The organism is Bradyrhizobium sp. 159 (assembly GCF_023073795.1).
Taxonomy (GTDB): Bacteria; Pseudomonadota; Alphaproteobacteria; order Rhizobiales; family Xanthobacteraceae; genus Bradyrhizobium.
Window position 1 is genome coordinate 19,879 of sequence record NZ_JADPKE010000096.1, and the last position, 24,823, is coordinate 44,701.

Annotated in this window: 14 protein-coding genes; 9 read left to right on the plus strand and 5 right to left on the minus strand. The window is 63.6% G+C overall.

What is annotated here, in order from left to right; genetic code table 11:
* Nucleotides 1–123: 123 nt before the first annotated feature.
* From IVA96_RS29935 to IVA96_RS29945, 3 genes are read right to left on the minus strand one after another with little or no spacing between them, the layout of a single operon-like run.
* Nucleotides 124–1,659 carry a SpoVR family protein gene (locus IVA96_RS29935; protein ID WP_247278349.1) on the minus strand — a complete coding sequence of 512 codons (1,536 nt, stop codon included), beginning with the start codon at nt 1,657–1,659 and terminating at the stop codon, nt 124–126.
* Nucleotides 1,656–2,933, minus strand: a complete 1,278-nt coding sequence (locus IVA96_RS29940) for a YeaH/YhbH family protein (RefSeq protein ID WP_247278601.1) — start codon at nt 2,931–2,933, stop codon at nt 1,656–1,658. The genes IVA96_RS29935 and IVA96_RS29940 overlap by 4 nt, the downstream gene beginning before the upstream one ends.
* A gap of 19 nt (nt 2,934–2,952) precedes the next feature.
* A complete protein-coding gene (locus IVA96_RS29945; protein ID WP_247278348.1) occupies nt 2,953–4,896 on the minus strand; it encodes a PrkA family serine protein kinase in 1,944 nt (647 codons plus the stop codon).
* An 834-nt stretch (nt 4,897–5,730) separates the two neighbouring features.
* On the opposite strand from IVA96_RS29945, the gene IVA96_RS29950 reads away from it, so the two are divergent.
* From IVA96_RS29950 to IVA96_RS29975, 6 genes are read left to right on the plus strand one after another with little or no spacing between them, the layout of a single operon-like run.
* On the plus strand, nt 5,731–8,580 hold the full coding sequence (locus IVA96_RS29950; RefSeq protein WP_247420918.1) for a bifunctional transaldolase/phosoglucose isomerase: 2,850 nt from the start codon (nt 5,731–5,733) through the stop codon (nt 8,578–8,580).
* Between the two features lie 13 nt (nt 8,581–8,593).
* Complete coding sequence (gene gnd / locus IVA96_RS29955) at nt 8,594–9,592, plus strand: phosphogluconate dehydrogenase (NAD(+)-dependent, decarboxylating) (protein WP_247420920.1); 999 nt, start codon at nt 8,594–8,596, stop codon at nt 9,590–9,592.
* A 44-nt stretch (nt 9,593–9,636) separates the two neighbouring features.
* Nucleotides 9,637–11,148 carry a glucose-6-phosphate dehydrogenase gene (gene zwf, locus IVA96_RS29960; protein WP_247420922.1) on the plus strand — a complete coding sequence of 504 codons (1,512 nt, stop codon included), beginning with the start codon at nt 9,637–9,639 and terminating at the stop codon, nt 11,146–11,148.
* Complete coding sequence (gene pgl / locus IVA96_RS29965; protein ID WP_247421101.1) at nt 11,148–11,897, plus strand: 6-phosphogluconolactonase; 750 nt, start codon at nt 11,148–11,150, stop codon at nt 11,895–11,897. The genes zwf and pgl overlap by 1 nt, the downstream gene beginning before the upstream one ends.
* Nucleotides 11,884–12,414 (plus strand): gluconokinase, encoded by a 531-nt coding sequence (locus IVA96_RS29970; protein WP_247278344.1) that lies wholly within the window; start codon nt 11,884–11,886, stop codon nt 12,412–12,414. The genes pgl and IVA96_RS29970 overlap by 14 nt, the downstream gene beginning before the upstream one ends.
* 43 nt (nt 12,415–12,457) lie before the next feature.
* Nucleotides 12,458–13,270, plus strand: a complete 813-nt coding sequence (locus IVA96_RS29975) for an HAD family hydrolase (RefSeq protein ID WP_247420924.1) — start codon at nt 12,458–12,460, stop codon at nt 13,268–13,270.
* A gap of 181 nt (nt 13,271–13,451) precedes the next feature.
* Here IVA96_RS29975 and IVA96_RS29980 read toward each other — a convergent pair whose 3' ends face one another.
* On the minus strand, nt 13,452–15,251 hold the full coding sequence (locus IVA96_RS29980; protein WP_247420926.1) for a glycoside hydrolase family 15 protein: 1,800 nt from the start codon (nt 15,249–15,251) through the stop codon (nt 13,452–13,454).
* Between the two features lie 19 nt (nt 15,252–15,270).
* Nucleotides 15,271–17,232 carry a 4-alpha-glucanotransferase gene (gene malQ, locus IVA96_RS29985; RefSeq protein WP_247420928.1) on the minus strand — a complete coding sequence of 654 codons (1,962 nt, stop codon included), beginning with the start codon at nt 17,230–17,232 and terminating at the stop codon, nt 15,271–15,273.
* Between the two features lie 205 nt (nt 17,233–17,437).
* Here malQ and IVA96_RS29990 point away from each other — a divergent pair, with 205 nt between their 5' ends.
* Genes IVA96_RS29990 through glgB form a run of 3 tightly spaced genes read left to right on the plus strand, consistent with a single transcriptional unit; the run spans nt 17,438 to nt 24,820 of the window.
* A complete protein-coding gene (locus IVA96_RS29990) occupies nt 17,438–19,384 on the plus strand; it encodes a maltotransferase domain-containing protein (RefSeq protein ID WP_247420931.1) in 1,947 nt (648 codons plus the stop codon).
* Between the two features lie 11 nt (nt 19,385–19,395).
* Nucleotides 19,396–22,689, plus strand: coding sequence for a maltose alpha-D-glucosyltransferase (treS, locus tag IVA96_RS29995; protein WP_247420934.1), 3,294 nt, complete (start codon nt 19,396–19,398; stop codon nt 22,687–22,689).
* Entirely contained in the window at nt 22,682–24,820 is a 2,139-nt protein-coding gene (glgB, locus tag IVA96_RS30000; RefSeq protein ID WP_247420937.1) for a 1,4-alpha-glucan branching protein GlgB, read from the plus strand. The genes treS and glgB overlap by 8 nt, the downstream gene beginning before the upstream one ends.
* Nucleotides 24,821–24,823 lie beyond the last annotated feature (3 nt).

A 24,823-nucleotide genomic window follows, 5' to 3' on the forward strand; every position in this document is an offset into this window, starting at 1 on the left:
TTGGGGGAGTCCCACTGCGGAGACACCCTCTCCCCAATCCTCCCCCGCAAGCGGGGAGGAGCGCACCTTCGCCGGCGTCTAGCTGAGTCTCAGCCAATCAGGCGTCGCGCGTACCAAACCGCCTCAGGCCGCCGCGGTGATCGGGCGCGGGCTCACGACATATTCGCGCAGGACCTTGTCGTTGGCGTCGACCTCGATCAGTGCGACGTCATACGTCCAGAGATCGGCCAGGTGCTGGAGCACGCGCTTGGCGTCGGTCTCGTTGAGCTGCGAGCCTTTGATGACGTGGTGATGCAGGATCAGCCGGCGGTCGCCGGAGAGATCGACGTCGACGACCTCGATATTGGCGTCGATGTAGCCGACATCGTGCTGCCGTGCCAGCTCGCGGCGGACGCGGCGGAAGCCGCGCTCATCGTGGATGGCGTCGACCCGGATCCCCGCGCGCTCCTCGGGATCGTCATGCAGGTGGAACATGCGGAAGTGCCGCATCAGCTTCGGGCTCAGGAACTGGCCGACGAAGCTCTCGTCGCGGTAATTGGCCCAGACGTCGCGCAGCACGCCCATCACGTCGTTCTTGCCGGCGATATCGGGGAACCATTCGCGGTCCTCATCTTCCGGCCTGGTGACGATGCGCTCGATGTCCTGCATCATGGCGAAGCCGAGCGCATAGGGATTGAAGCCGGAGAAGCGCGGATCGTCGAATTCTGGCTGGAACACCACGTTGGTGTGCGACCCCAGGAACTCGAGGAAGTTGCCGTCTGTGATGCGGCCCTGCTCGTGCAGCTTGGTCATGATGCGGTAGTGGACGTAGGTCGCCGTCCCCTCGTTCATGACCTTGGTCTGGCTCTGTGGATAGAAATACTGCGCGATGTGGCGGACGATGCGCAGCAATTCGCGCTGCCACGGGGCTAGCCGCGGTGCGCTCTTCTCCAGGAAGTACAGCAAATTCTCCTGCGGCAAGCCGAGCAGCTTGCGGCGGCGTTCGACGCTGAGTGCGGACCGGCTCTTGGCGACCCCCTTCGGGACCGTGCGCCAGAGATCGTTGAAGACCTCCTCCTCATGCTGACGGCGGCGCCCTGCCCGCTTCTCTTCGGCGCGCAAATCGAGCTTCTTCTTGCCGGGATAGCGGTCGATGCCGTGCGACATCAGCGCGTGCGCAGCGTCGAGCGTGCGCTCGACCTCGATGCGGCCGTAGCGCTCCTCGCAGCTCGCGACATAATTCTTGGCGAAGTCGAGATAATCCAGGATGCCGTCGGCGTCGGTCCACTGCTTGAACAGATAATTGTTCTTGAAGAAATGGTTGTGGCCGAAGGCCGCGTGCGCGATCACCAGCGTCTGCATCGTCGCCGTGTTCTCCTCCATCAGGTAGGAGATGCAGGGCGAGGAGTTGATCACGATCTCGTAGGCGAGCCCCATCAGGCCCTTGCGATAGGACGCCTCATGGAACGCAAAATGCTTGCCGAACGACCAGTGCTTGTAGAACAGGGGCATGCCGACCGACGAGTACGCGTCCAGCATCTGCTCGGCGGTGATGACCTCGATCTGGTTCGGATAGACGTCGAGCCCGAGATCCTGCAACGCCACCTCCTCGCAGGCATCGGTGATACGCTGCAAGGTGTGGAAATCCCAATCCGCGCCTTCGAACAAGCGTTCCGTCATGGAGCGGCCTTCTCCTGGCTGGTTTCGCGGCGTTGGAACAGGTCGTGGAACACCGGAAAGATCTCGCTGCGCTCCGAGACCTTGCGCATCGAGAGCGGTGCGCCGCTGCTGCGCAGGCGCTCGTAAAGGGTCCAGAGCGAGGAGTCGGAGAGATCGAAGGCACTGCCGCCGGACTCGCCGACCTCGAGATAGGCAAAAAACTGACAGACCGGCAGGATCTTGTCGGTCAGCAGCAGGCCCGTAAGCTCGCCGTCGGAATAGGAATTGTCGCCATCGGAGGCTTGCGCGGCATAGATGTTCCAGTCCGCCGGATTGAAGCGCTCGCGCACGATCTCGTGCATCGCCTGGAGCGCGCTGGAGACCAGCGTGCCGCCCGAGGCCGGGCCGTAGAAAAAGGTCTGCTCGTCGACCTCCTCGGCGCGGTCAGTGTGCCGGATGAAGACGATCTCGACATGCTTGTAGCGGCGCTTCAGGAATACGTAGAGCAGCATGTAGAAGCGCTTGGCGAGATCCTTCATGTGCTCGGACATCGAGCCCGAGACGTCCATCAGGCAGAACATCACGGCCTGCGCCACCGGCCGCGGCACCGTCTCGAAGCGGCGGTAGCGGATGTCGAGCGGGTCGATGAAAGGGATGCGCTTGGATTTCGCCTTGAGCTTTGCGAGCTTGTCGAGCAACTCGACGCGAACCTCCTCGTCGGTGCAGGCGGCGATCTCGGCCTCCAGCTCCTCGATCTCGCTCTTGCGGGGACGCCGGAGCGCGATGCGGCGGGCGAGTGCGAGCTGAACCGTCCGGCTCACCGAGATGTTGGCCGGCGAGCCCGAGGTGGTGTAGCCGGCGCGCTGGATGCCCTCGCTCTCGGTCTGCGCGATCTTGCGCTTGGCAAGATCGGGCAGTTCGAGGTCGTCGAGGAAAAGGTCGACGAACTCGTCGCGGCTCAGCACGAACCGGAAGGCATCCTCGCTGTCGCCCTCGCCCGGACCGGAATCCTTGGCGCTGCCCTGGCCCGAGCGCTGGAGATAGTCGCCCTCGACGAACTTCTTGTTTCCGGGCAGCACCATGTCGCGCGTGCCGCCCTCCCGGCGGAAGCGCGGCTCGTGCATTCCGTCGAGCGGGATCGTGACCTCACCACCCTCCAGGACGTCCTTGATGTCGCGTTCCTGCGAGGTCTTCTTGACGGCGCCCTGCACCAGGGATTTGGCCCGACGCAAGAACCGCTGCCGGTTCTCAAGACTCTTGCCGCCTGGATTCAGGCGCCTGTCAATAATGTGAATGGCCACTTTCCCATCCGCCTCAACCGGCCTGCTTCACGCGCATGTACCATTCGACGAGCCGGCGAACCTGACGCTCGGTGTAGCCGCGCTCCACCATGCGTGCGACGAACTCGCCGTGCTTCTTCTCCGTCTCGCCGTCCTTCTTGGACCCGAAGGAGATGACCGGAAGCAGATCCTCGACCTGAGAGAATATCCGCTTTTCGATCACATCGCGAATCTTCTCGTAGGAGGTCCAGGTCGGGTTCTTGCCGCCGTTCTGGGCCCGCGAGCGTAACGAGAATTTGACGACCTCGTTGCGGAAGTCCTTCGGGTTGGCAATGCCCGCCGGCTTCTCGATTTTGGTCAGTTCCTGGTTCAAAAGCTCGCGATCGAGCAGCTGGCCGGTGTCGGGATCCTTGAAGTCCTGATCCTCGATCCAGGCGTCGGCGTAATCGACGTAGCGGTCGAACAGGTTCTGGCCGTAATCGGAGTAGGATTCGAGATAGGCCTTCTGGATCTCGTTGCCGATGAACTCGGCATAGCGCGGCGCGAGCTCCGCCTTGATGAACTCGAGATAACGTTTCTCGGTTTCCTCCGGAAGCTGCTCGCGGCGGATCGCCTGCTCCAGCGCGTACATCAGGTGCACGGCGTCGGCGGCGACCTCCTGCGGGTCGTGATTGAAGGTCGCAGCCAGGACCTTGAAGGCGAAGCGTGTGGAGACACCGTCCATGCCCTCGTCGACACCGGCGGCGTCGCGATATTCCTGGACGCTGCGCGCCTTCGGATCGGACTCTTTCAGGCTCTCACCGTCATACACCCGCATCTTGCCGAACAGCGTGGAGTTCTCGTGCTTGCGCAGGCGCGACATCACCGAGAACCGCGCCAGCGTCTCCAGTGTCGACGGCGCGCAAGGAGCCGATGCGAGCTCGGAACCCTGGATCAGCTTCTCGTAGATCTTCTGCTCTTCGGTGACCCTGAGGCAGTACGGCACCTTGATGACGCAGATCCGGTCGATGAACGCCTCGTTGTTCTTGTTGGCCTTGAAGCTCGCCCACTCAGCTTCGTTGGAATGTGCGAGGATGATGCCGGTGAAGGGGATCGCGCCGATGTTCTCGGTGCCAATATAGTTGCCTTCCTGCGTCGCGGTCAGCAGCGGATGCAGCATCTTGATCGGCGCCTTGAACATCTCGACGAACTCGAGCACGCCCTGGTTGGCGCGATTGAGGCCGCCGGAATAGCTGTAGGCGTCCGGATCGTTCTGCGCATAGGTCTCGAGCTTGCGGATGTCGACCTTGCCGACCAGCGAGGAGATATCCTGGTTGTTCTCGTCACCGGGCTCGGTCTTGGCGATCGCGATCTGCCGAAGCCGCGACGGCTGGATCTTGGCGACGCGGAATTGCGAGATATCGCCGCCGAAGGCTTCCAGCCGCTTGTAGCACCACGGGCTCATCAGGCCGGTGAGGCGCCGGCGCGGAATTCCGTACTTCTCTTCCAGCATCGGCCCGAGCTGATCGGGATCGAACAGGCTGAGTGGGCTCTCGAACACGGGCGAAAGTTCATCGCCGGCCTTCAGCACGTAGATGGGGTGCACTTCCATCAGCGACTTCAACCGCTCGGCGAGCGAGGATTTGCCGCCGCCGACCGGGCCGAGCAAATAAAGGATCTGCTTGCGCTCCTCCAAACCTTGCGCGGCGTGGCGGAAGAAACCGACGATCCGCTCGATGGTTTCTTCCATTCCGTAGAAGCCGGCGAAGGCCGGATAGGTGCGGATCGTGCGGTTCAAAAAAATACGGCCAAGGCGTGGGTCCTTGGCCGTGTCAATCGTCTGGGGTTCGCCGATGGCAGCTAGCAGGCGTTCGGCCGCGTTCGCGTATTTCATGGGATCGCTTCGACACGATTCCAGATATTCCGCCATCGATAAGTCGTGCTGGCTTCTCGCCTCGAACGACCGAGCGAAAGCGTTGAATAGAGAATCGTTGTACATGATCCCTCTCCGCGTGAGTTCCGCTACAAGCTGAAACGAATGCAGTTACCGGACCGTTCCTCAGGCCGTTTCGAATCAGCGTGAGCACATGACGATCATTGGACACCCGGGTGCCGGCTCGACGCAACGCACAACGTAGGCACTCGTTGAGTTACGAACAGGCACATGCCTGTAATTTGAGCGAATCTACATCCATATTGGCTCATTTCCAGAAAATGTCACTTGCTCGCAACATCCGGGCATTACCGGGGAGAAAGCTCATCCGGCGCTGCAGCATAGCGGTCTGCCAGCGGCGATCTTATGACGCTTGTACGGCGAAGCCTTGAGCGCCGCGTTCATCTTCCTGCTGCAATGCGGTGCGCGGACCGGCGGCAGCAATCGGGCAAGCGTGCAGCGACGTATCCAAATCGGTCGAACGGCTCTCCGATGGAAGACGATGCGATTGCCACGCACGGATTTCTGCGCGCCGCGATCACCAGCCGCAGTGCGTCACGGGTTACGTCACTTCAAGATCGCGGCAGCCTCGATGCTCGTGGCCAGCACGACGGATTGCGGAGGTTGGCAAGCGCGAGCATGAGACCGTCACAATGTGCTGCATGCTTCCTCAGCACAGTCATTAGCCGCCACGCGACGGACGGATCGGAGTCCGCCGCTGGCACTCGATGTCGCCGCCGACTGTCGCCTGGATCGCCACGATCGCGGCGGAGTTACACCTGAGGGTATGACTCCCATCCCCTTGATTGGTTCCCTCGCGGGCGCATGTAAGCTAGAGGATAGCGCGTCAGGACCGGCGCGGAAACCCCTCGCCCGCAGGCTTGGAGATAGATAAACATCATGAATCCCGTCAAAGAACTGGAAAAGCACGGACAAGCCGTCTGGCTCGACTTCCTGGCCCGCGGCTTCATCGCCAAGGGCGACCTGAAGCGACTGATCGACACCGACGGCGTCAAGGGGGTCACCTCCAATCCCTCGATCTTCGAGAAGGCAATCGGCAGCTCGGACGAGTACGATGCACCGATCGGCAAGGCGCTGAAGCGTGGCGACCGTACCGTGGCCGACCTGTTCGAAGCCGTTGCGGTCGAGGACATCCAGAATGCCGCGGACGTGCTGCGCCCGGTCTACGACCGCCTCAAGGGAGGCGACGGCTATGTCAGCCTGGAGGTCTCGCCCTATCTGGCGATGGACACCGCCGGCACGGTCACCGAGGCGCGGCGGCTCTGGAAGGACGTCAACCGCAAGAATTTGATGGTGAAGGTACCGGCGACGCCGGAGGGCCTGCCGGCGATCGAACAGCTCATCGGCGACGGCATCAGCATCAACATCACGCTGCTGTTCTCCAGGGACGTCTACCTGAAGGTCGCCGAGGCCTATCTCGCCGGTCTGGAGACATACGTCGCCGGCGGCGGCGACCCGTCGCATGTTGCGAGCGTCGCGAGCTTCTTCGTCAGCCGGATCGACTCGGTGGTCGACAAGCAGCTCGACGAGAAGATCGCCCGCGCCAACGATCCCTCCGAAAAGGAACGGCTCGCCGCGCTCAAGGGCAAGGTCGCGATCGCCAATGCCAAGATCGCCTATCAGGATTTCAAGCGCCTGTTCTCGGGGCCACGCTGGGACAAGCTCGCCACCAAGGGCGCCAAGCCGCAGCGCATGCTGTGGGCGTCCACCGGCACCAAGAACAAGGATTACAGCGATGTCCTCTATGTCGAGGAACTGATCGGCCCCGACACCATCAACACGGTGCCGCCGGCGACGCTGGACGCGTTCCGCGATCACGGCAAGCCGCGCGACAGCCTGGAAGAGAATGTCGACGACGCCCGCCGCGTGCTCGAGGAGCTGGAGCGCTCCGGCATTTCGCTCGATGCGATCACCGAGGAGCTGGTCAAGGACGGGGTCAAGCAGTTTGCCGATGCCGCCGACAAGCTCTATGGCGCCGTCGCGCACAAGCGGGCCGTGGTGCTCGGCCCGGCGCTCGACCGCCAGCTGCTCTCGCTCGGCGACGGGCTCGGCAAGAGCCTGGCCAAGAGCACCGAGGAATGGCGCGCATCTGCCAAGATCCGCAGGCTGTGGGCGCGCGACAAGTCGGTCTGGACCGGCACCGACGAGGACAAATGGCTGGGCTGGCTCGACAGCGCGGCAAGGGCCGACATCGCCGACTACGAGGACTATGCGGGCCGCGTGAAGGGGCAGAAATTCTCCGACGCCGTCGTGCTCGGCATGGGCGGTTCGAGCCTCGGGCCGGAGGTGCTGGCCGAAACCTTCGGGAAGAAGCCCGGCTTCCCAAAACTGCATGTGCTGGATTCCACCGACCCGGCCGAAGTGCGGGCGATGGAGGCCAGGATTGACATCGCCAACACCGTCTTCATCGTCTCCAGCAAGTCCGGCGGCACCACCGAGCCGAACGCGATGAAGGACTATTTCCATGAGCGGGTTGCCAAGGCGGTTGGGCCGAAGGTGAAGACCGGCCACCGCTTCATCGCGGTGACCGATCCGGGCTCGTCGCTGGAGAAAGCCGCGAAGAAGCTGAACTACGCCCGCATCTTCCACGGCGAACCCACGATCGGCGGCCGCTATTCGGTGCTCTCGCCGTTCGGCCTGGTGCCGGCGGCAACCGCAGGCATAGACGTCAAGACCTTCATCAAGCATGCGCTGGCGATGGCCCGCTCCTGCGGACCGGACGTGCCGCCATCCGAGAACCCGGGCGTGCAGCTCGGCCTCGCCATGGGCCTCGCCGGCCTTGAAGGCCGCGACAAGGTGACGATCCTGGCATCGAAGAAGATCGCCGATTTCGGCGCCTGGGCCGAGCAGCTGATCGCGGAATCGACCGGCAAGGAGGGCAAGGGCCTGATCCCGATCGAGGGCGAGCCGCTGGGCGAACCCGCGATTTACGGCGACGACCGCTTCTTCATCGACATCCGCATCGAAGGCGAGGCGGACGCGGCCCATGATTCCAAGCTTGCCGCGATCGAAGCCGCCGGCCATCCCGTGGTGCGGATCGTCATGAAGTCGATCGACCATCTCGGCCAGGAGTTCTTCCGCTTCGAGATGGCGACGGCCGTGGCCGGCAGCATTCTCGGCATCAACCCGTTCGACCAGCCGGACGTGGAAGCGGCCAAGATCAAGACCCGCGAGCTCACTTCAGAGTTCGAGAAGACCGGCGCGCTGCCGGCCGAGCAGCCGGTGGTCAGCACCGATGAAGCTGACCTCTACACCGATGAAGCCAACGCCACGGCGCTGCGCGCCGCCGGCGCCAATGGCGACCTTACCTCATGGCTGAAGGCGCATCTGTCGCGCTCGGGCCACGGCGACTATGTCGCCCTGCTCGGCTACATCGCGCGCGACAAGACCACCATCGACGCACTTCAGGCCATGCGGCTCGAAGTGCGCGAGAAGCGGCATGTCGCGACCTGCGCCGAATTCGGACCGCGCTTTCTGCACTCCACCGGGCAGGCCTACAAGGGCGGGCCAGATAGCGGCGTGTTCCTCCAGATCACCGCCGACGACGCCAAGGATCTGCCGGTGCCGGGCCAGAAGGCGAGCTTTGGGGTGATCAAGGCGGCGCAGGCGCGCGGCGATTTCGACGTGCTCACCGAGCGGGGCCGACGCGCGCTGCGCGTCCACCTGAAGGGCGGGCTCAAGAAAGGTCTCGCGGCGCTCAACACGGCGCTTAACGACGCATTGGACTAAAGGAAGCTCTCACATGCAACTCGGCATGATCGGCCTCGGCCGGATGGGCGGCAACATCGTTCGCCGCCTGATGCGTCACGGTCATTCGACCGTGGTCTACGACAAGGACGCCAAGGCCGTCGCCGGCCTTGCCGCAGATGGCGCGATCGGCTCCGCGATGCTCGAGGAATTCATCTCGAAACTCGAGCGGCCGCGCACCGCCTGGGTGATGCTGCCTGCGGGGCGTATCACCGAGACCACGATCGAGACGATCGCGGGCGTGATGCAGGCGGGCGACGTCATCATCGACGGCGGCAACACCTTCTGGCAGGACGACGTCCGCCGCGGCAAGGCGCTGAAGGAGCGCGGCATCCACTATGTCGACGTCGGCACGTCCGGGGGAGTTTGGGGGCTCGACCGCGGCTATTGCATGATGATCGGCGGCGAGAAGCAGGTGGTGGACCGGCTCGATCCGATCTTCGCCGCGCTCGCGCCCGGCGCCGGCGACATTGCGCGCACGCCGGGGCGCGAGGGCCGCGATCCCCGCATCGAGCAGGGCTACATCCATGCCGGCCCTGTCGGTGCCGGCCATTTCGTCAAGATGATCCATAACGGCATCGAATACGGTCTGATGCAGGCCTATGCTGAAGGTTTTGATATCCTCAAGAACGCCAATATCGAGGCGCTGCCGGCGGACCACCGTTACGATTTCGATCTCGCCGACATTGCCGAGGTGTGGCGGCGCGGCAGCGTGATCCCATCCTGGCTGCTCGACCTCACCTCGACGGCGCTCGCCGACAGCCCGGCATTGGCGGAATATTCCGGCTTCGTCGAGGATTCCGGCGAAGGACGCTGGACCGTGAATGCGGCGATCGACGAGGCGGTGCCTGCCGAAGTGTTGACCGCGGCCCTCTACACACGTTTCCGCTCCCGCAAGGAACACACCTTCGCCGAGAAAATTCTGTCCGCAATGCGCGCCGGGTTCGGCGGCCACAAGGAGCCGAAGCAGACCGGCGTGCCGAAGTCCAAATAGTTCGAAGCTGCAGTGAAACGTACTCAAGCGAAGGCCAACAATTCGTGACAAAAGACCCGCAGCCAAAGCGCAAGCCGGAAAATTGCGCCTTCGTCATCTTTGGCGTGACCGGAGATTTGACCCATCGGCTGGTGATGCCATCGCTCTACAATCTCGCCGCCGAAGACCTTTTGCCGGAGAAATTCTGCGTTGTCGGCGTGGGCCGCAAGGCTCAATCGGATGACGAGCTGCGCGACAGCCTGATGAAGGGCCTGCGCGAGTTTGCAACGCGCCCGGTTGACGACGTCGTCGCAAAACAGCTGCTGCAATGCGTGACCTTCGTCGAGGCCGATGCGAAGGATCCGCCGTCGTTCGACCGCTTGGGCGAGCATCTCGACACGCTGGAATGTTCAGAAGGCACCGGCGGCAACCGGCTGTTCTATCTCGCCACCCCTCCAGCGGCTTTCGCGCCGACCGCGCGCGAGCTCGGCCGCACCGGCCTAATGAAGCAGAACGGCACCTGGAGGCGCCTCGTGATCGAGAAGCCGTTCGGCACCGACCTCGCCTCGGCGCGCGCGCTGAACGCCGAACTTTTGAAGATCATGGATGAGCACCAGATCTACCGGATCGATCATTACCTCGGCAAGGAGACGGTGCAGAACATCCTGGTGCTGCGCTTTGCCAACGGCATGTTCGAGCCGATCTGGAATCGCAACCATATCGACCACGTTCAGATCACGGTAGAGGAGAAGCTCGGCGTCGGCCATCGCGGCGGCTTCTACGATGCCACCGGTGCGCTCCGCGACATGGTACCGAACCATCTGTTCCAGTTGATGTCGCTGGTGGCGATGGAGCCGCCGAGCCGTTTCGACGCCCATTCGGTCCGCTCGGAGAAGGCCGAGGTTCTCACCGCGATCCAGCGGCCGAGCCAGCAGGAAGCGTTGAGGAGCTCGGTGCGCGCGCAATATCTCGCCGGCCGCATCGGCGACGAGGAGATTCCGGACTATCGCAAGACGGCGGACGTCAAGCCCGGCAGCACCACCGAGACCTATGTCGCGCTCAAACTGATGATCGACAATTGGCGCTGGGCCGGCGTGCCCTTCTATTTGCGCACCGGCAAGGCGCTGGGCCACAAGCGCACGGAGGTCGCGATCAAGTTCAAGCAGGCGCCGCTGTCGATGTTCTCAGGCACGACGGTCGATCGCCTGTCGCAAAACTTTCTCACCATTGGCATTGCACCGACCGAGACCATCGAGCTCCAGTTCAACGCCAAGATCCCGGGACCGAGCGTCACCGTCGACGGCGTCGAGATGAAGTTCCGCTATGGCGATTATTTCCACGCCGATCCCTCGACCGGCTATGAGACACTGATCTACGACTGCATGATCGGCGATAACATCCTGTTCCAGCGCGCCGACGGCATCGAGGCCGGGTGGGATGCGGTGCAGCCGTTCCTGGACGCCTGGCAAAGCGCGGGCACCAACGGCATCGAGACCTACAAAGCCGGCAGCGACGGCCCGGCCTGCGCGGACGAGCTGCTCCGGCGCGACGGACGAAGCTGGCGGAAGTACTCGTGATGGAAGCAGCCGAGCAGCCGAAGCTGATCGTCGCGGCCGACGCCGAGGCGTTGGCGCTTACCGCGGCCGAACGGGTTATGGCGCGGATCGCCGCCAATCCCTCGCGCATCGCAATCTGCCTCACCGGCGGCTCCAGCCCGAGGAAGCTCTATCAATTGCTCGGCAGCGATGCCTGGCGCGAAAGAATTCCGTGGGAGCGCGTACACTGGTTCATCGGCGACGAGCGTTTCGTGCCGGAAAGCGATCCCCTCAACAACATGGCGGCCGCCCGCGCGACCTTCCTCGATCGCAGTGCGCCCTCAGGCCATATCCACCCGATCCCGACCACGGCCGAAAATCCTGATCGCGCCGCCGAGGCCTATGCACGCGAGCTGCAAGCCTTCTATGGCGCTGACCGGCTCGATGCGGCACGGCCGCTGTTCGACATGGTCCTGATGGGCGTAGGCCCGGACGGCCACACCGCTTCGCTGTTTCCCGGCTATTCCGAAGTCGAGGAGACCGAACGCTGGGTCGTCGGGGTGCCCAAGGCCAGTGTCGCGCCGTTCGTCCCGCGGGTCTCGCTCACCCTGCCCGTTCTGGCATCCTGCCGCGAAATGCTGTTCGGGATCGCCGGGCACGACAAGCGGCCGATCTTGACGCGCCTCCTCAATGGCGAGACTCTGCCGGCGTTGCGCGCGCGTTCGAATGGTGAGACCGTCTGGCTGGTCGACCAGGCCGCGCTTCCGGAGGGAATTCGTGGCGGGCGTTGAAGCACCTTGTGCATTGATCGTGATGGGCGTGTCTGGCTCGGGCAAGAGCACGATTGCGGCGGCGCTCGGCGAGCGCCTCGGCTGGCGCTTCAAGGACGGCGACAGCTTTCATCCCGCCAGCAATGTCGAGAAAATGAAGGCGGGCCATCCGCTCACCGACGAAGACCGCTGGCCTTGGCTCAATGCCATCGCCGACGAGATCGCGCGGGTCTGCGGACGCGGCGAGCACGTCATCATCGCCTGCTCGGCGCTCAAACACGCCTATCGTGACGTGCTGCTGCGCGGACGCGACGACGTCCGCTTCGTCTTCCTGAAAGGCACGAAGGAGCTGATTGCCGAGCGGCTCGCCCACCGCAAGGGTCATTTTATGCCGCCCGAGCTGTTGACCAGCCAGTTCAACACGCTGGAGCCGCCGGAGGCGGGCGAGCACGTCATCACCGTCTCGATCGACGAATCCGTCGAGGCGATCGTGGACGGCGTGGTGCGGCAATTGAGGTTGGGCGGGGCGAAGCGCTAAGGCCAAGATATCTGAATAAGAAAACCTGAATTAAGGTCCTGCCATGACGAAAATCTCACTGGTCGTCTCCGACGTCGACGGCACGCTGCTGACCAAGGACAAGACGCTGACGGAGCGCGCGAGGTCTGTCGTGCAGCGGCTGCACCAGGCAGGCATCGGCTTCACCATCACCTCCAGCCGCCCCGCGATCGGCATGCGCTTCCTGATCGAGCCGCTGGCGCTCTGGCTTCCGGTCGGGCCGTTCAACGGCTCCTCGATCGTCGATCCCGAGATGAAACCGGTCGAGCAGCACCTTATCCCGGCGGGCGCGGCCGAGAGATCGCTGCGGATCCTCCGCGAATACGGCGCCGACGTCTGGCTCTTCACCACCGACAAATGGCTGATCGACAATCCCGAGGGCAGCTATGTCGCGCATGAGCAGCGCACGATCCGCGCCGATCCGACCATCGTGACGGATTTTTCGCCGTACCTTGCGAGCGCCTGCAAGATCGTCGGCGCCAGTGCCGATGCCGCCGGCCTTGAGCGGTGCGAGAACGCGATGCAGGAGGCGCTCGGCAACGAGGCCACAGCAGTACGTTCGCAAACCTACTATCTCGACATCACCCCGCCCGGCTTCAACAAGGGCACCTTCGTGCAGGCGATGGCCAATCGCCTCGGCATTTCCACCGACGCGGTCGCCACCATCGGCGATATGCAAAACGACCTCGCGATGTTCCGCGTCAGCGGCGTCTCGATTGCCATGGGTAATGCCGCTGACAACGTCAAGGACCACGCCACTCACGTCACCGCGACCAACGAGCAGGACGGTTTTGCGGAGGCGATAGAGATGATCTTGAAGCGGAATGGGGTGGGCTGAGTTTGCCGCCAGCTGGTTTCAACCTCTCCGCTTGCGGGAGAGGTCGCCGCGTAGCGGCGGGTGAGGGTTCTCTCCTCTTAACTGTTTTCGCCCAGCGGAGACACCCCCCGCAAGCGGGAGAGGGAGCGCACCTCCGTAGCGGAAGCAATTAACCTACTCTCGGCAGGCGCCCGCTGCGTCACTACTGCGAGCGCTGCACGGCCGGCTTCTCGCTCTCCTGCCTGGCCGCCGACAGATTATGCGCAGTGTTGATCAGCGCGATGTGGGTCAGCGCCTGCGGGAAGTTGCCGGTCTGGCGCCGTGCCACGGAATCATATTCCTCCGCCAGCAGCCCGACATCGTTCCCAATGCCCACCACGCGATCGAACAACACTTGTGCTTTGTCGAGATCGCCCGACAGCACATGAGCATCGGCCAGCCACAGCGTGCAAGCCAGGAACGCGCCTTCGAGCGGCGGCTGCCCCGCCGGCAGCTCGCGCGGGTCATGCCGCAGCACGAAGCCGTCGCGCATCAGCCATTTCTCGACAGCGGCGATGGTGCCGCGGATCCGTGGATCCAATGGCGACAGGAACCCGACGGCAGGCAACAGCAGCACGCTGGCATCGAGCAGCTTCGAGCCGTAGGACTCGACGAACGTGTTTTCGCCCGCATCGAAGCCGTGGTTGCAGACGTCACGATGAATGGCCTCGCGCAAGGCCTGCCAGTGCAACAGCGGCGCCTTGAAGCCGAAGGTCTCGGCACTCTTGATGCCGCGATCGAAGGCGACCCAGGTCATGACCTTGGAGAAGACGTAGTGCTTGGGCTGGCCGCGGCGCTCCCAGATGCCGTGATCGGGCCGGTCCCAGACCTCGGCGAGATGATTGAGCACCGCGCATTCCAGCGCCCAGGTCTCCTCGTCGAGCTTGAGCTTGGCCATGCGCGACTGGTGGAAAGCGTCAATCAACTCGCCATAGACGTCGAGCTGAAGCTGCGCATGCGCGGCATTGCCGATGCGCACCGGCTTGGCGCCCTCATAGCCGTCGAGCCAGCCCGCCTCCCATTCCAACAGCCGGCGCTGGCCCCAGATGCCGTACATGATCTGCATGTTCGACGGCGAGCCGGCGGCGGCGCGCAGGAGCCAATTGTGCCACGCCAAGGCCTCCTCGGTGTAGCCCGAGTTCATCAGCGCCAGCAGCGTGAAGGTGGCATCGCGCAGCCAGCAGAAGCGGTAGTCCCAGTTCCTGCTGCCCCCGAGCTTCTCCGGCAATGACGTGGTCGGTGCCGCGACGATGCCGCCGGTCGGGGCGAAGGTCAGCGCCTTCAGCGTGATCAGCGAGCGCATGATGAGATCGTGATAGTTGCCATCGCGGGTGCAGTGGCTGCACCAGTCCTGCCAGAACCTTTCGGTCTCCTCGAGCGCGATCTCTGGATCGATCGACTCGACTGGCGGCAGATGCGAGGGGCCGTAGGTCAGCACGAACGGTACGGTCTCGCCGGCCGTCACCTTGAAGTCGGAAACTGTGGTCAGATTCTCCCCGCGGGTCTCAACAGGCGTGCGCAGCACAGTCATGTCCTGGCCAGCAATTGCCATCAGGGAATGGTCGATCCGCCGCACCCAGGGAATGTCGGCGCCGAAGCCGAAGCGGATCACGAGCTCCATCCGCATCTTCACCGCACCGCTGATGCCGCGGACCAGCCGCACGATGTCAGACGCCTTGCCGCGCGGCGGCATGAAGTCGATCAGCGCGACCGTGCCACTGTCCGTCTCGAAGCGGGTTTCGAGGATGAGTGAATCGCCAAGATAACGGCGCGACGTAGCCGTGACATCCTCGCTCGGTGCAATCAGCCAGCGGCCGTTCCTGTGGGTGCCGAGGATCGCGGCAAAGCAGGCGTCGGAATCGAAGGCCGGCCAGCACAGCCAGTCGATCGAGCCGTTGCGCCCGACAAGCGCGGCCGTCTCGCAATCGCCAATCAGCGCATAGTCCTCGATCTTCTGAGACAAAGTCGTCGAGCCCTAGATTTCAGCTTCCGCCATTCAATGAACGTTCCCGCGTCGCGGCCTTCAAAGCCGCGAGATCGATCTTGGACGCGATCTTGTCGAGCGTAACAGGGAGCCGCTGGCGCCAGTTCGGATGCTCGTCGATCGTGCCGGGAATGTTGGGCTGGTCGATCACGCCGAGCAGATCCTCCAGCGACACCGCGAGCAGCCGCGACGGCGTGCGCGACAGGAAGGCGAGCACCGAATAGAGGTCGTTCGCATTGATGCCGTTCTGGCGCAGAATCTCGTCAAGCCTGCCGAGCGCATCCCAGCGCGCCTGATCGTTCTCTCCGGGATCGATACCGAGCGAGCGCTTCATCCTGAGATCGCCGAACGAGCGCCAACCGGCATAGGTCGACAGGTCATGGGTGTTCAGCGTGACGAGTGCGTTGGGCCGGTAGTGGTCGACGTTGCGGAAATGGCCGGTATCGTCGCGCTCGAACATCATGACGAGGTAGGACCAGATGCCGAAATCCTGCATCATCTCGCGGAAGCCTTCCGGCACGGTGCCGAGGTCCTCGCCGATCACGATGCATTTATGGGCCGCGCTCTCGCACGCCACCGCCGCCAGCAGGGCCTCGAACGGCATCTGCACATAGGCGCCGTTGTCGGGCTTGAAGCCGCGCGGCACCAGATAAAGCCGCTTCAAGCCGAGCACGTGATCGAGCCTGATGGCCCCAGCATGGCGCATGGAGGCGGCGAGCATGTCGGCGAACGGCACGAAGGATTGAGCTTCCAGGCCGCCCGCGTTGAAGCCGGCAAGGCCCCAGTCCTGGCCGACGGTATTGAGCACGTCGGGCGGCGCACCGACGGCGAGATGGCGGGAAATCGCCATCTGCTCGTTCCAGGCATCGAAGCCGTTGGATTGCACGCCGACGGCAACGTCGAGATAGAGTCCGACCCGCATGCCGAGCTGGCTCGCCAGCTCCTTGGCCGCGTGCAACTGGCTGTCAGCCGTCCATTGCACGAATTCGACGAACTCGACGTCGCGCTTGTCGGCCCCATTGCGCAGCTCGGCGCATTGCGCATCGTCAGGCTTTTGCCATTCCACCGGCCATTCCCACCATGGCGCGGCGAAGCGATGACGCAGCACCTCGAAGCAGGCAAAGCGGGACAACAGCGGCGCGCGGGCGGCGCGGAAAGCGTCGAACTCCTTGCGGCGCGCTTCGCCCGCGCTCGTCACGAAACTGTTGTAGGCAGCGCGCAGGCCCAGCCATTTCAACGCCGCCATGTCCGTATAGGGCACACGGTCGCCTTCGCGCAGCCGCGCTGCAGTCGCGGCGGCATCCGGCACGAGGTCGGCCGAGAATTCCGGGATCGCCTCGACGTCGATATAGAGCGGATTGAGAAACAGGCGGCTGTTCGGCGAATAGGGACTGCAATCGGCCGGGTGATCGTCGAACAGCACATGCAGCGGATTGAGCCCGACACCGTCGGCTCCCAATTGCTTGGCGAGCCGGACGAGATCGGCCAGGTCGGTAAAATCGCCGATGCCCCAATTGCGGCTGGAGCGGACGCTATAGAGCTGCACGGCAAGCAGCCAGCCGCGGTCGAAATCGCCGCCGAACGCGCGCTCGGGCGCCACGATCATCGGCACCTCTTCCGTCACGCCTTCCGCGTCGGTCAGAGTCAAACGATGATAGCCGAGCGGCAGGCCGGCAGGCCAGGCGATCACGGGCTCGCGCGTCTCGCCTTGCGCGATCATTTTGCCGTTTGCCGTCAACTTCCATTGCAGGGGTGGCGCACCGATGGCCGCCAATTCCGTTCGCGGATGCCCTAAGGCGCGCACCACGACCGGCCCGCCGACGAAGCGGTAAACCCGCTTTTCCGGCAGGGCGTCGAGGATCGATTTGAGGGCCACGGGGTCGGTGACCCGCAGCTTTCCCAAGGCATCAACGAATTCAGATTGAACGCCCTTGATCCGGGCTTGAGCTAAAAGATCCATTCGGCACGCAGCTTGCAAGCCACCCACTCGCCGGGGGCATCGATTTTAACGAGGCAGCGGAAGACGTTAGTCGGGCTTAACTCACAAACTGCGCCTGCCGTTCCCAGGGGGAACTAATGACACACAAGCGGCTTTCTATATAGGTCTCAAGCGTAGGTTCCCGACAAGGGAAACGGGCCCCTGCTTTCTTGTCAATGGCATCACCGTGAACAAGACAATTCAAACTGTCGAAAGTGCCGCAGCCGGCAGCGCTTTCCTCATCGAAGACGTCTATCCCTTGGTTGATGGCGGCCGCTTTGCAGTGAAGCGGATCGCGGGCGACCGGGTCGATGTCTGGGCCGACATCTATCGTGACGGTGATGCCGTGATCGGCGCCGCGCTGCTATGGCGCCGTGAGCAGGACCGCGAATGGCAGCGTGAGCCGATGACCCATCACGGTAATGACCGCTGGTCGGGCGCCTTCGTCCCGACCGAGGCCGGGCAATACATCTACGCTATCGAAGCCTGGACCGACGAGTTCGCCACCTGGTCCCACGGCATCGCGCGCAAGCAACGCTCCGGTGCGGACGTCACCCTCGACGCCATCGAGGGCGCCGGCCTGTTGACCAAGGCGCATGGCGCGCAGCAAGACGCAGCACTGGTTATCCTCAGGCAGTGCGAGAATTTTCTTCAGAGCGGCGACGTCGGCCCGCTGCTCGCAACCGAGCTCGGCGAAGCCATGGCCGAGAGCCAGTCGCGGCCCGACCTCACCCGCTCAGCTTCTTTTCCGCTGATCATCGACCGCGATAGGGCACGCTTTGGCGCCTGGTACCAGATGATGCCGCGCAGCCAGAGCCGGATCCCCGGCCGGCATGGCACGCTGAGAGACTGCATCGCCCGCGTGCCCGACATCGCCGCGATGGGGTTCGACGTGCTCTACTTCACGCCGATCCACCCGATCGGCCACACCCGTCGCAAGGGCCGCAACAATGCGCCGGTGGCGGGTGAAGGCGATCCCGGCTCGCCCTATGCGATCGGCACCACGGAAGGCGGACACGACGCGCTGCATCCCGAGCTCGGCACGATCGAGGATTTCCGCGCACTGGTTGCGACCTGCCTGGAGTACGGTCTCGAGCTCGCGCTCGACTTCGCCGTGCAATGCTCCCCGGACCATCCCTGGCTGACGCAGCATCCGGAATGGTTCAGGTGGCGGCCGGATCGCTCCGTGCGGACGGTGGATGGCGCCTATTCGGATATCGTCATCCCCGATTTCAACTCCGTCGACAGGGCTGGGCTGTGGAACGCGTTTCGCGATGCCATGCTGTTCTGGATCGACCATGGTGTGACCATTTTCGCCATCGACAATCACGACACCGCGCCATTTCCGTTCTGGGAGTGGCTGATCCGCGACATCCGCCGCCGACATCCCGAAGTGATCCTGTTCTCCAAGACCTTCGCCCGACCGAAGCTGATGAAGGGGCTCGCCAAGCTCGGCTTCGCGCAGTCCTTCACCTATTTCCCCTGGCGCACCTCGCGGTGGGAGCTGGAGCAATATCTCGGCGAACTGACCCGTTATCCCGAACGCGACTTCTATCGCCCGAACCTATTCGTCAACACAGCCGACCTGCTGCCCTTTCACCTCCAGAGCGGCGAAGCCTGGGCATTCAAGTCGCGCCTTGCGCTGGCCGCGACGCTGTCGGGCAGTTACGGCATCTACAGTGGCTTCGAGCTGCTTGAGCACACGGCGATCCCCGGCCGTGAAGAATATCTGGATTCCGAGAAATACCAGATCAAGCAGCGCGACTGGGACACGCCCGGCAACATCAAGCCCTACATCACCGCGCTCAATCGCGTCCGCAACGAGAATACGGCGCTCCAGCAAACGGCCAATTTGCGCTTCCTCGGCATCGAGGACGGCGAAACCATTGCCTTCGTGAAGGAGGCCGCCGAGCCTGCCAACACCGTCGTCGTCGTAATCGCGCTGTCGCGCCATGCGCGCGAATTCTGGCTGCCGCTCGGTGACGTCACTGTTGACGCCAGCGGGCAGCGACATCATGTTGCCGCACTCGAAAACCTCCTCACCGGCGAACGGTCCGGCATCGAATGGGGCGGGGTCAGGTTGCGTATCGATCCCGATCGCGATCCGGCGCTCCTGTTCCGCGGCCTGGCGTAAGGGTTCACGCCATGAATGTTCTGTCTTCCGTCGACACCAGGAAAGCCGAGGCTGCCGAGATCGTGGATGAGCTCTGGTACAAGGACGCCATCATCTACCAGCTCCACGTCAAGGCCTTTGCCGACAGCAACAATGACGGTATCGGCGACTTCGCCGGGCTGACCGAGAAGCTGCCCTATCTCCAGGAGCTCGGCGTCACCGCGCTGTGGCTGCTGCCGTTCTACCCCTCGCCCGGCCGCGACGACGGCTATGACATCGCCGATTACGGCGCGGTCAACCCCGATTTCGGGACGATGAAGGATTTCAAGCGCTTCATCCAGGAGGCGCAGAAGCGGGGCCTGCGCGTCATCACCGAGCTCGTCGTCAACCACACCTCGGACCAGCACAAATGGTTCAAGCGCGCGCGCCGCAGCCATCCGGGCTCGAGCGCACGCAACTGGTACGTCTGGAGCGACACCGATCAGAAATACCAGGGCACGCGCATCATCTTCACCGACACGGAGAAGTCGAACTGGACGTGGGATCCCGAGGCTGGCGCCTTCTACTGGCACCGCTTCTTCTCGCACCAGCCGGACCTCAATTTCGACAATCCGCGCGTGGTGAGCGCCATCATCCAGGTGATGAAGCGCTGGTTGGATGCCGGTGTCGACGGCTTCCGATTGGACGCCATTCCCTATCTGTGCGAGCGCGAGGGCACCTCGAACGAGAACCTGCCCGAGACGCATGCGATCATCAAGCGCCTGCGCCAGGAGCTCGACGCCTACTCCAAGGGCAAGCTGCTGCTGGCCGAGGCCAATCAATGGCCGGAGGATGTGCAGGAATATTTCGGCCGTGGCGACGAGTGCCACATGGCCTACCACTTCCCGCTGATGCCGCGCATCTACATGGCGATCGCGCAGGAGGACCGTTTCCCGATCACCGACATCCTGCGCCAGACTCCGGACATCCCGGCGAGCTGCCAATGGGCGCTGTTCCTGCGCAATCATGACGAACTTACGCTGGAGATGGTCACCGACGTCGAGCGCGACTATCTCTGGACCACCTACGCCAACGACCCACGCGCGCGGATCAATGTCGGCATTCGCCGACGTCTTGCGCCGCTGATGGACAATGACCGCCGCAAGATCGAGCTGATGAACTCGCTGCTGCTGTCCTTCCCCGGCACGCCGATCATCTATTACGGCGACGAAATCGGGATGGGCGACAACATCTATCTCGGCGACCGCAACGGCGTCCGCACGCCGATGCAGTGGAGCCCGGACCGGAACGGCGGCTTCTCGCGCTGCGATCCGGCCCGCCTCTATGCGCCGCTGATCATGGACCCGGTCTACGGCTATGAGGCGGTGAATGTGGAGGCGCAGTCGCGCAGCCTGTCTTCACTGCTCAGCGCCACCAAGCGGCTGATCTCGGTGCGCAAGTCGACGCTCGCCTTCGGCCGCGGCACCATGACCTTCATCCGCCCCGCCAACCGCGCTGTGCTGGCCTATGTCCGGCAATATCGCGACGAGGTGATCCTCTGCGTCGCCAATTTGTCGCGCGCCGCGCAGGCGACCGAGCTCGATCTGTCGCCCTGGAAGGACCGCATCCCGCAGGAAATGCTCGGCCGTACGCGCTTCCCTCCGATCGGCGAACTGCCCTACATGATCACGCTTGGGCCCTACGGCTTCTACTGGTTCCAGCTTCAGGAGCGCGACAAGTCCGAGCCGGTGACGCCGCGCGCGGTGCCGGAGTTCGAGACCTTGGTGGTGCCGGTGAACTCGAATTGGGTGTCGCTCGCCCGCGAGCGTGGCGTGTTCGAGCGCGACGTGCTGCCGGGATTCCTGTCGCGGACGCGGTGGTATCCCGAGCACAATGCCAAGCACATCAAGACCGCGCTGACATCGGCGGTGCCGTTCTGCGACATCGGCGACAACCGGCCCTGGATCGCGTTCTTCGAGACCAAGCAAGGAGACGTGGCGACACGCTACGTGCTGCCGTTGCAGATCGAGTGGGTGCGTTTCGACCGCGAGCGCTTCAATCCGAAGGCGCTCGCCGCCGTGCGACAGGGCGCGCGCGAAGGCACGCTGCTCGATGTCGCGACCGACCAGATCTTCATCGGCCTGTTCCTGCGCAATTTGTCGCAGAATCTGGTGGTGGAGGAGAACAATCTGCGGCTGGAGTTCAAGGCAACCAGCCGGTTTGCCGATTACATCATCAAGGAGCCCGAACGCATCCGCGCGATCGAACAGTCGAACAGCACGGCGCTGGTCGACAACCAATACGTCGCCAAGATCTATCGGCGGCTCGAAAGCGGCGTCAGTCCCGAGATCGAGATCGGCCATTATCTAACGGAGGTCGCACGCTTTGCCAATACGCCGCCGCTGCTGGGCAGCGTCGAGCTGGTCGAGGGCGAGCAGCGCAGCACGCTCGGCGTGCTGCATGCCTATGTCGAGAACCAGGGCGACGGCTGGACGATGACAACGGGCTATCTCGATCGCTATATCGACGAGCAGCGCGTATTGCCAGCGGGCGAAACGCTGCGCGAGACCCAGGAGCAGGCACCTTATCTGCACTTCGTGGCGCAGATCGGACGGCGGCTTGGCGAACTGCACGTCGCTCTGGCCGCGGCAACGCCGGACGATCTCGCTCCGGAGCCGATCGGCTCCGCGTACGTCAAGCGCCTCGTATCCGACCTCAAGGCGCGCGCCGAGCAGCTTTTCGACCGGCTGGCCGAGAGCCGCGACGGCCTGCGGGAGGCGGACCGCCCGCTGATCGATCAGCTCACGGAGACGCGCGCGACCCTGCCCGACCGACTGAATGCGCTATTGCCTTCCGGGATCGGCGGGTTGAACATCCGTCATCATGGCGACTTCCGCCTCGGGCAAACTCTGATCGTGAAGGACGATATCTTCATCATCGACTTCGACGGCGATCCGCGTGTTCCATTGGCCGACAAGCGGCGCAAGGCGCCGGCCGCGCGCGACGTCGCGGGCCTGATCCACTCGATTGATGTTTCGGTTAACACGGCTCTCGGTCGCGCGCTCACGGGCGCCTCCGACGAGCAGGGCCGGCTCACGGCCGCGCTCGACGAATGGCGCGAGCGCGCCACTGCAACCTTCCTGTCCGCCTATCGCGAAGCCATGACCGATCGGCGGCTGTGGCCGGACAATCCGCAATCCGCGCAAGGCCTGTTAAGGTTCTTCCTGCTTGATCAAGCGTTCGACGAAGTAGAGTACGAGCTGTCCCACCGGCCTGAGGGGCTCCATGCGCCGCTGACCGGACTGCTTCGCATTCTGTCCAGTGCCGAGGGCGAAGCCCATGCCTAAACTGCCTGCCGAGGCCTACGCGATTATCGAGGGCCGCCACTCCGATCCGTTCCACTATCTCGGGCTGCACCCCGAGGGCGGCAGAAGCGTGGTGCGCGCCTTTCTGCCCGAAGCCTCCAATGTCGAGGTGGTCGGCGAGCATGGCGAAGTCGCCCCGCTCGACCGCGTGCACGATTCCGGCCTGTTCATCGGGGCGCTGCCTAACGCCTCGAAACGTTATCAGCTGCGCGCAAAATTCGGAGGCAACGTCGTCGAGTTCGAGGATGCCTACCGCTTTCCGCCGATCCTGACCGATTTCGACCTTTATCTGCTCGGCGAAGGTACCCACCAGCGCCTCTACGACAAACTCGGCGCCCATCCGATGCGGCACGAAGGTGTCGATGGCATCGGCTTCGTGGTGCTGGCGCCGAATGCGCGGCGCGTCTCCGTGGTCGGCGATTTCAATTTCTGGGATGGCCGGCGCCATCCCATGCGCGTACGCGGCAGCGGCTATTGGGAACTATTCATCCCGCATGCGAAGGTTGGTGATCACTACAAGTTCGAAATCATCGGCCCGCACGGCCATCTGCTTCCGCTGAAGTCCGATCCGCTGGCGTTCGCGAGCGAGGTGCGGCCGAAGACCGCCTCCATCGTGTTCGACGAGGCGCATCTGCCGCGGCCACGGCCGGCGCCCGACGGCATCAACGCGCTGTCGGCGCCGATGTCGATCTACGAGGTCCATCTCGGCTCGTGGCGGCGCAAGAACGGCAATGAATGGCTCACCTATCGCGAGTTGGCCGAGCAGCTACCGGCCTACGCGCGCGACATGGGCTTCACCCATCTCGAATTCCTGCCTGTCAGCGAGCATCCCTTCGACGGCTCGTGGGGCTACCAACCCACCGGCCTTTATGCGCCGACCAGCCGCTTCGGCACGCCGGAGGATTTTGCCGCGCTGGTCGATGCCTGCCATCGCGAGGGCGTCGGCGTGCTGCTCGACTGGGTGCCCGGCCATTTCCCGGACGATCCGCATGGCCTCGGCAGCTTCGACGGCACCGCGCTCTACGAGCACGCCAACCCGCTCCAGGGTCGCCATCTGGATTGGGGCACGCTGATCTACAATTACGGCCGCACCGAAGTGACGAACTTCCTGGTGTCGAACGCGCTGTTCTGGCTGGAGCGCTACGCGATCGACGGGCTGCGCGTCGATGCGGTGGCATCCATGCTCTATCTCGATTACAGCCGGCCGCCCGGAGCGTGGATTCCGAACCAGTACGGCGGGCGGGAGAACATCGAGGCGATCAACTTCTTGCGCCGCTTCAACACGGAAGTCTTCGCCCGCTTCCCGCAGGCGACCACGGCGGCTGAGGAGTCCACCGCCTGGCCTCAGGTCTCGCGCCCGGTCGAATTCGGCGGGCTCGGCTTCGGCTACAAATGGAACATGGGCTGGATGCACGACACGCTGAGCTACATCAGCAAGGATCCGATCTACCGCAAGCACCATCACGGCGAGATCCTGTTCGGCCTTCATTATGCGTTCTCGGAAAACTTCATCCTGCCGCTGTCTCATGACGAGGTCGTGCACGGCAAACGCTCGATTCTCGGCCGCATGCCCGGCGACGAATGGCAGCGCTTTGCGAACTTGCGCGCCTATTACAGCTTCATGTTCGGCCATCCCGGCAAGAAGCTGTTGTTCATGGGCGCGGAGATCGCGCAGAGCCGCGAATGGAACCACGACCAGTCGCTCGACTGGCACCTGCTCGAATACAAGTACCATTCCGGCATCCAGGCGCTGATCCGCGATCTCAACCGGCTCTATCGCGCGGTGCCGGCGCTGCATCAGATGGATTGCGACCAGGCCGGCTTCGAATGGTTGATCACCGACGATGCCAACCGCAACGTCTTCGCCTGGCTGCGCAAGGGTTTCGACGAACAGGCGCGATGCCTGGTGATCGTCAACTTCTCGCCGAACGTCTATCAGAATTACCGCGTACGCGTGCCCTTTGGCGGCAAGTGGAAGGAAGTGCTCAACTCGGATTCCGCCCATTATGGCGGCAGCAATGTCGGCAACATCGGCGAAGTTCACGCCGAGGGCGGCGAGCTCCGCCTCACGATTCCGCCGCTTGCCGCAATCTTCCTCGTTCCGGAAAGCTGACAC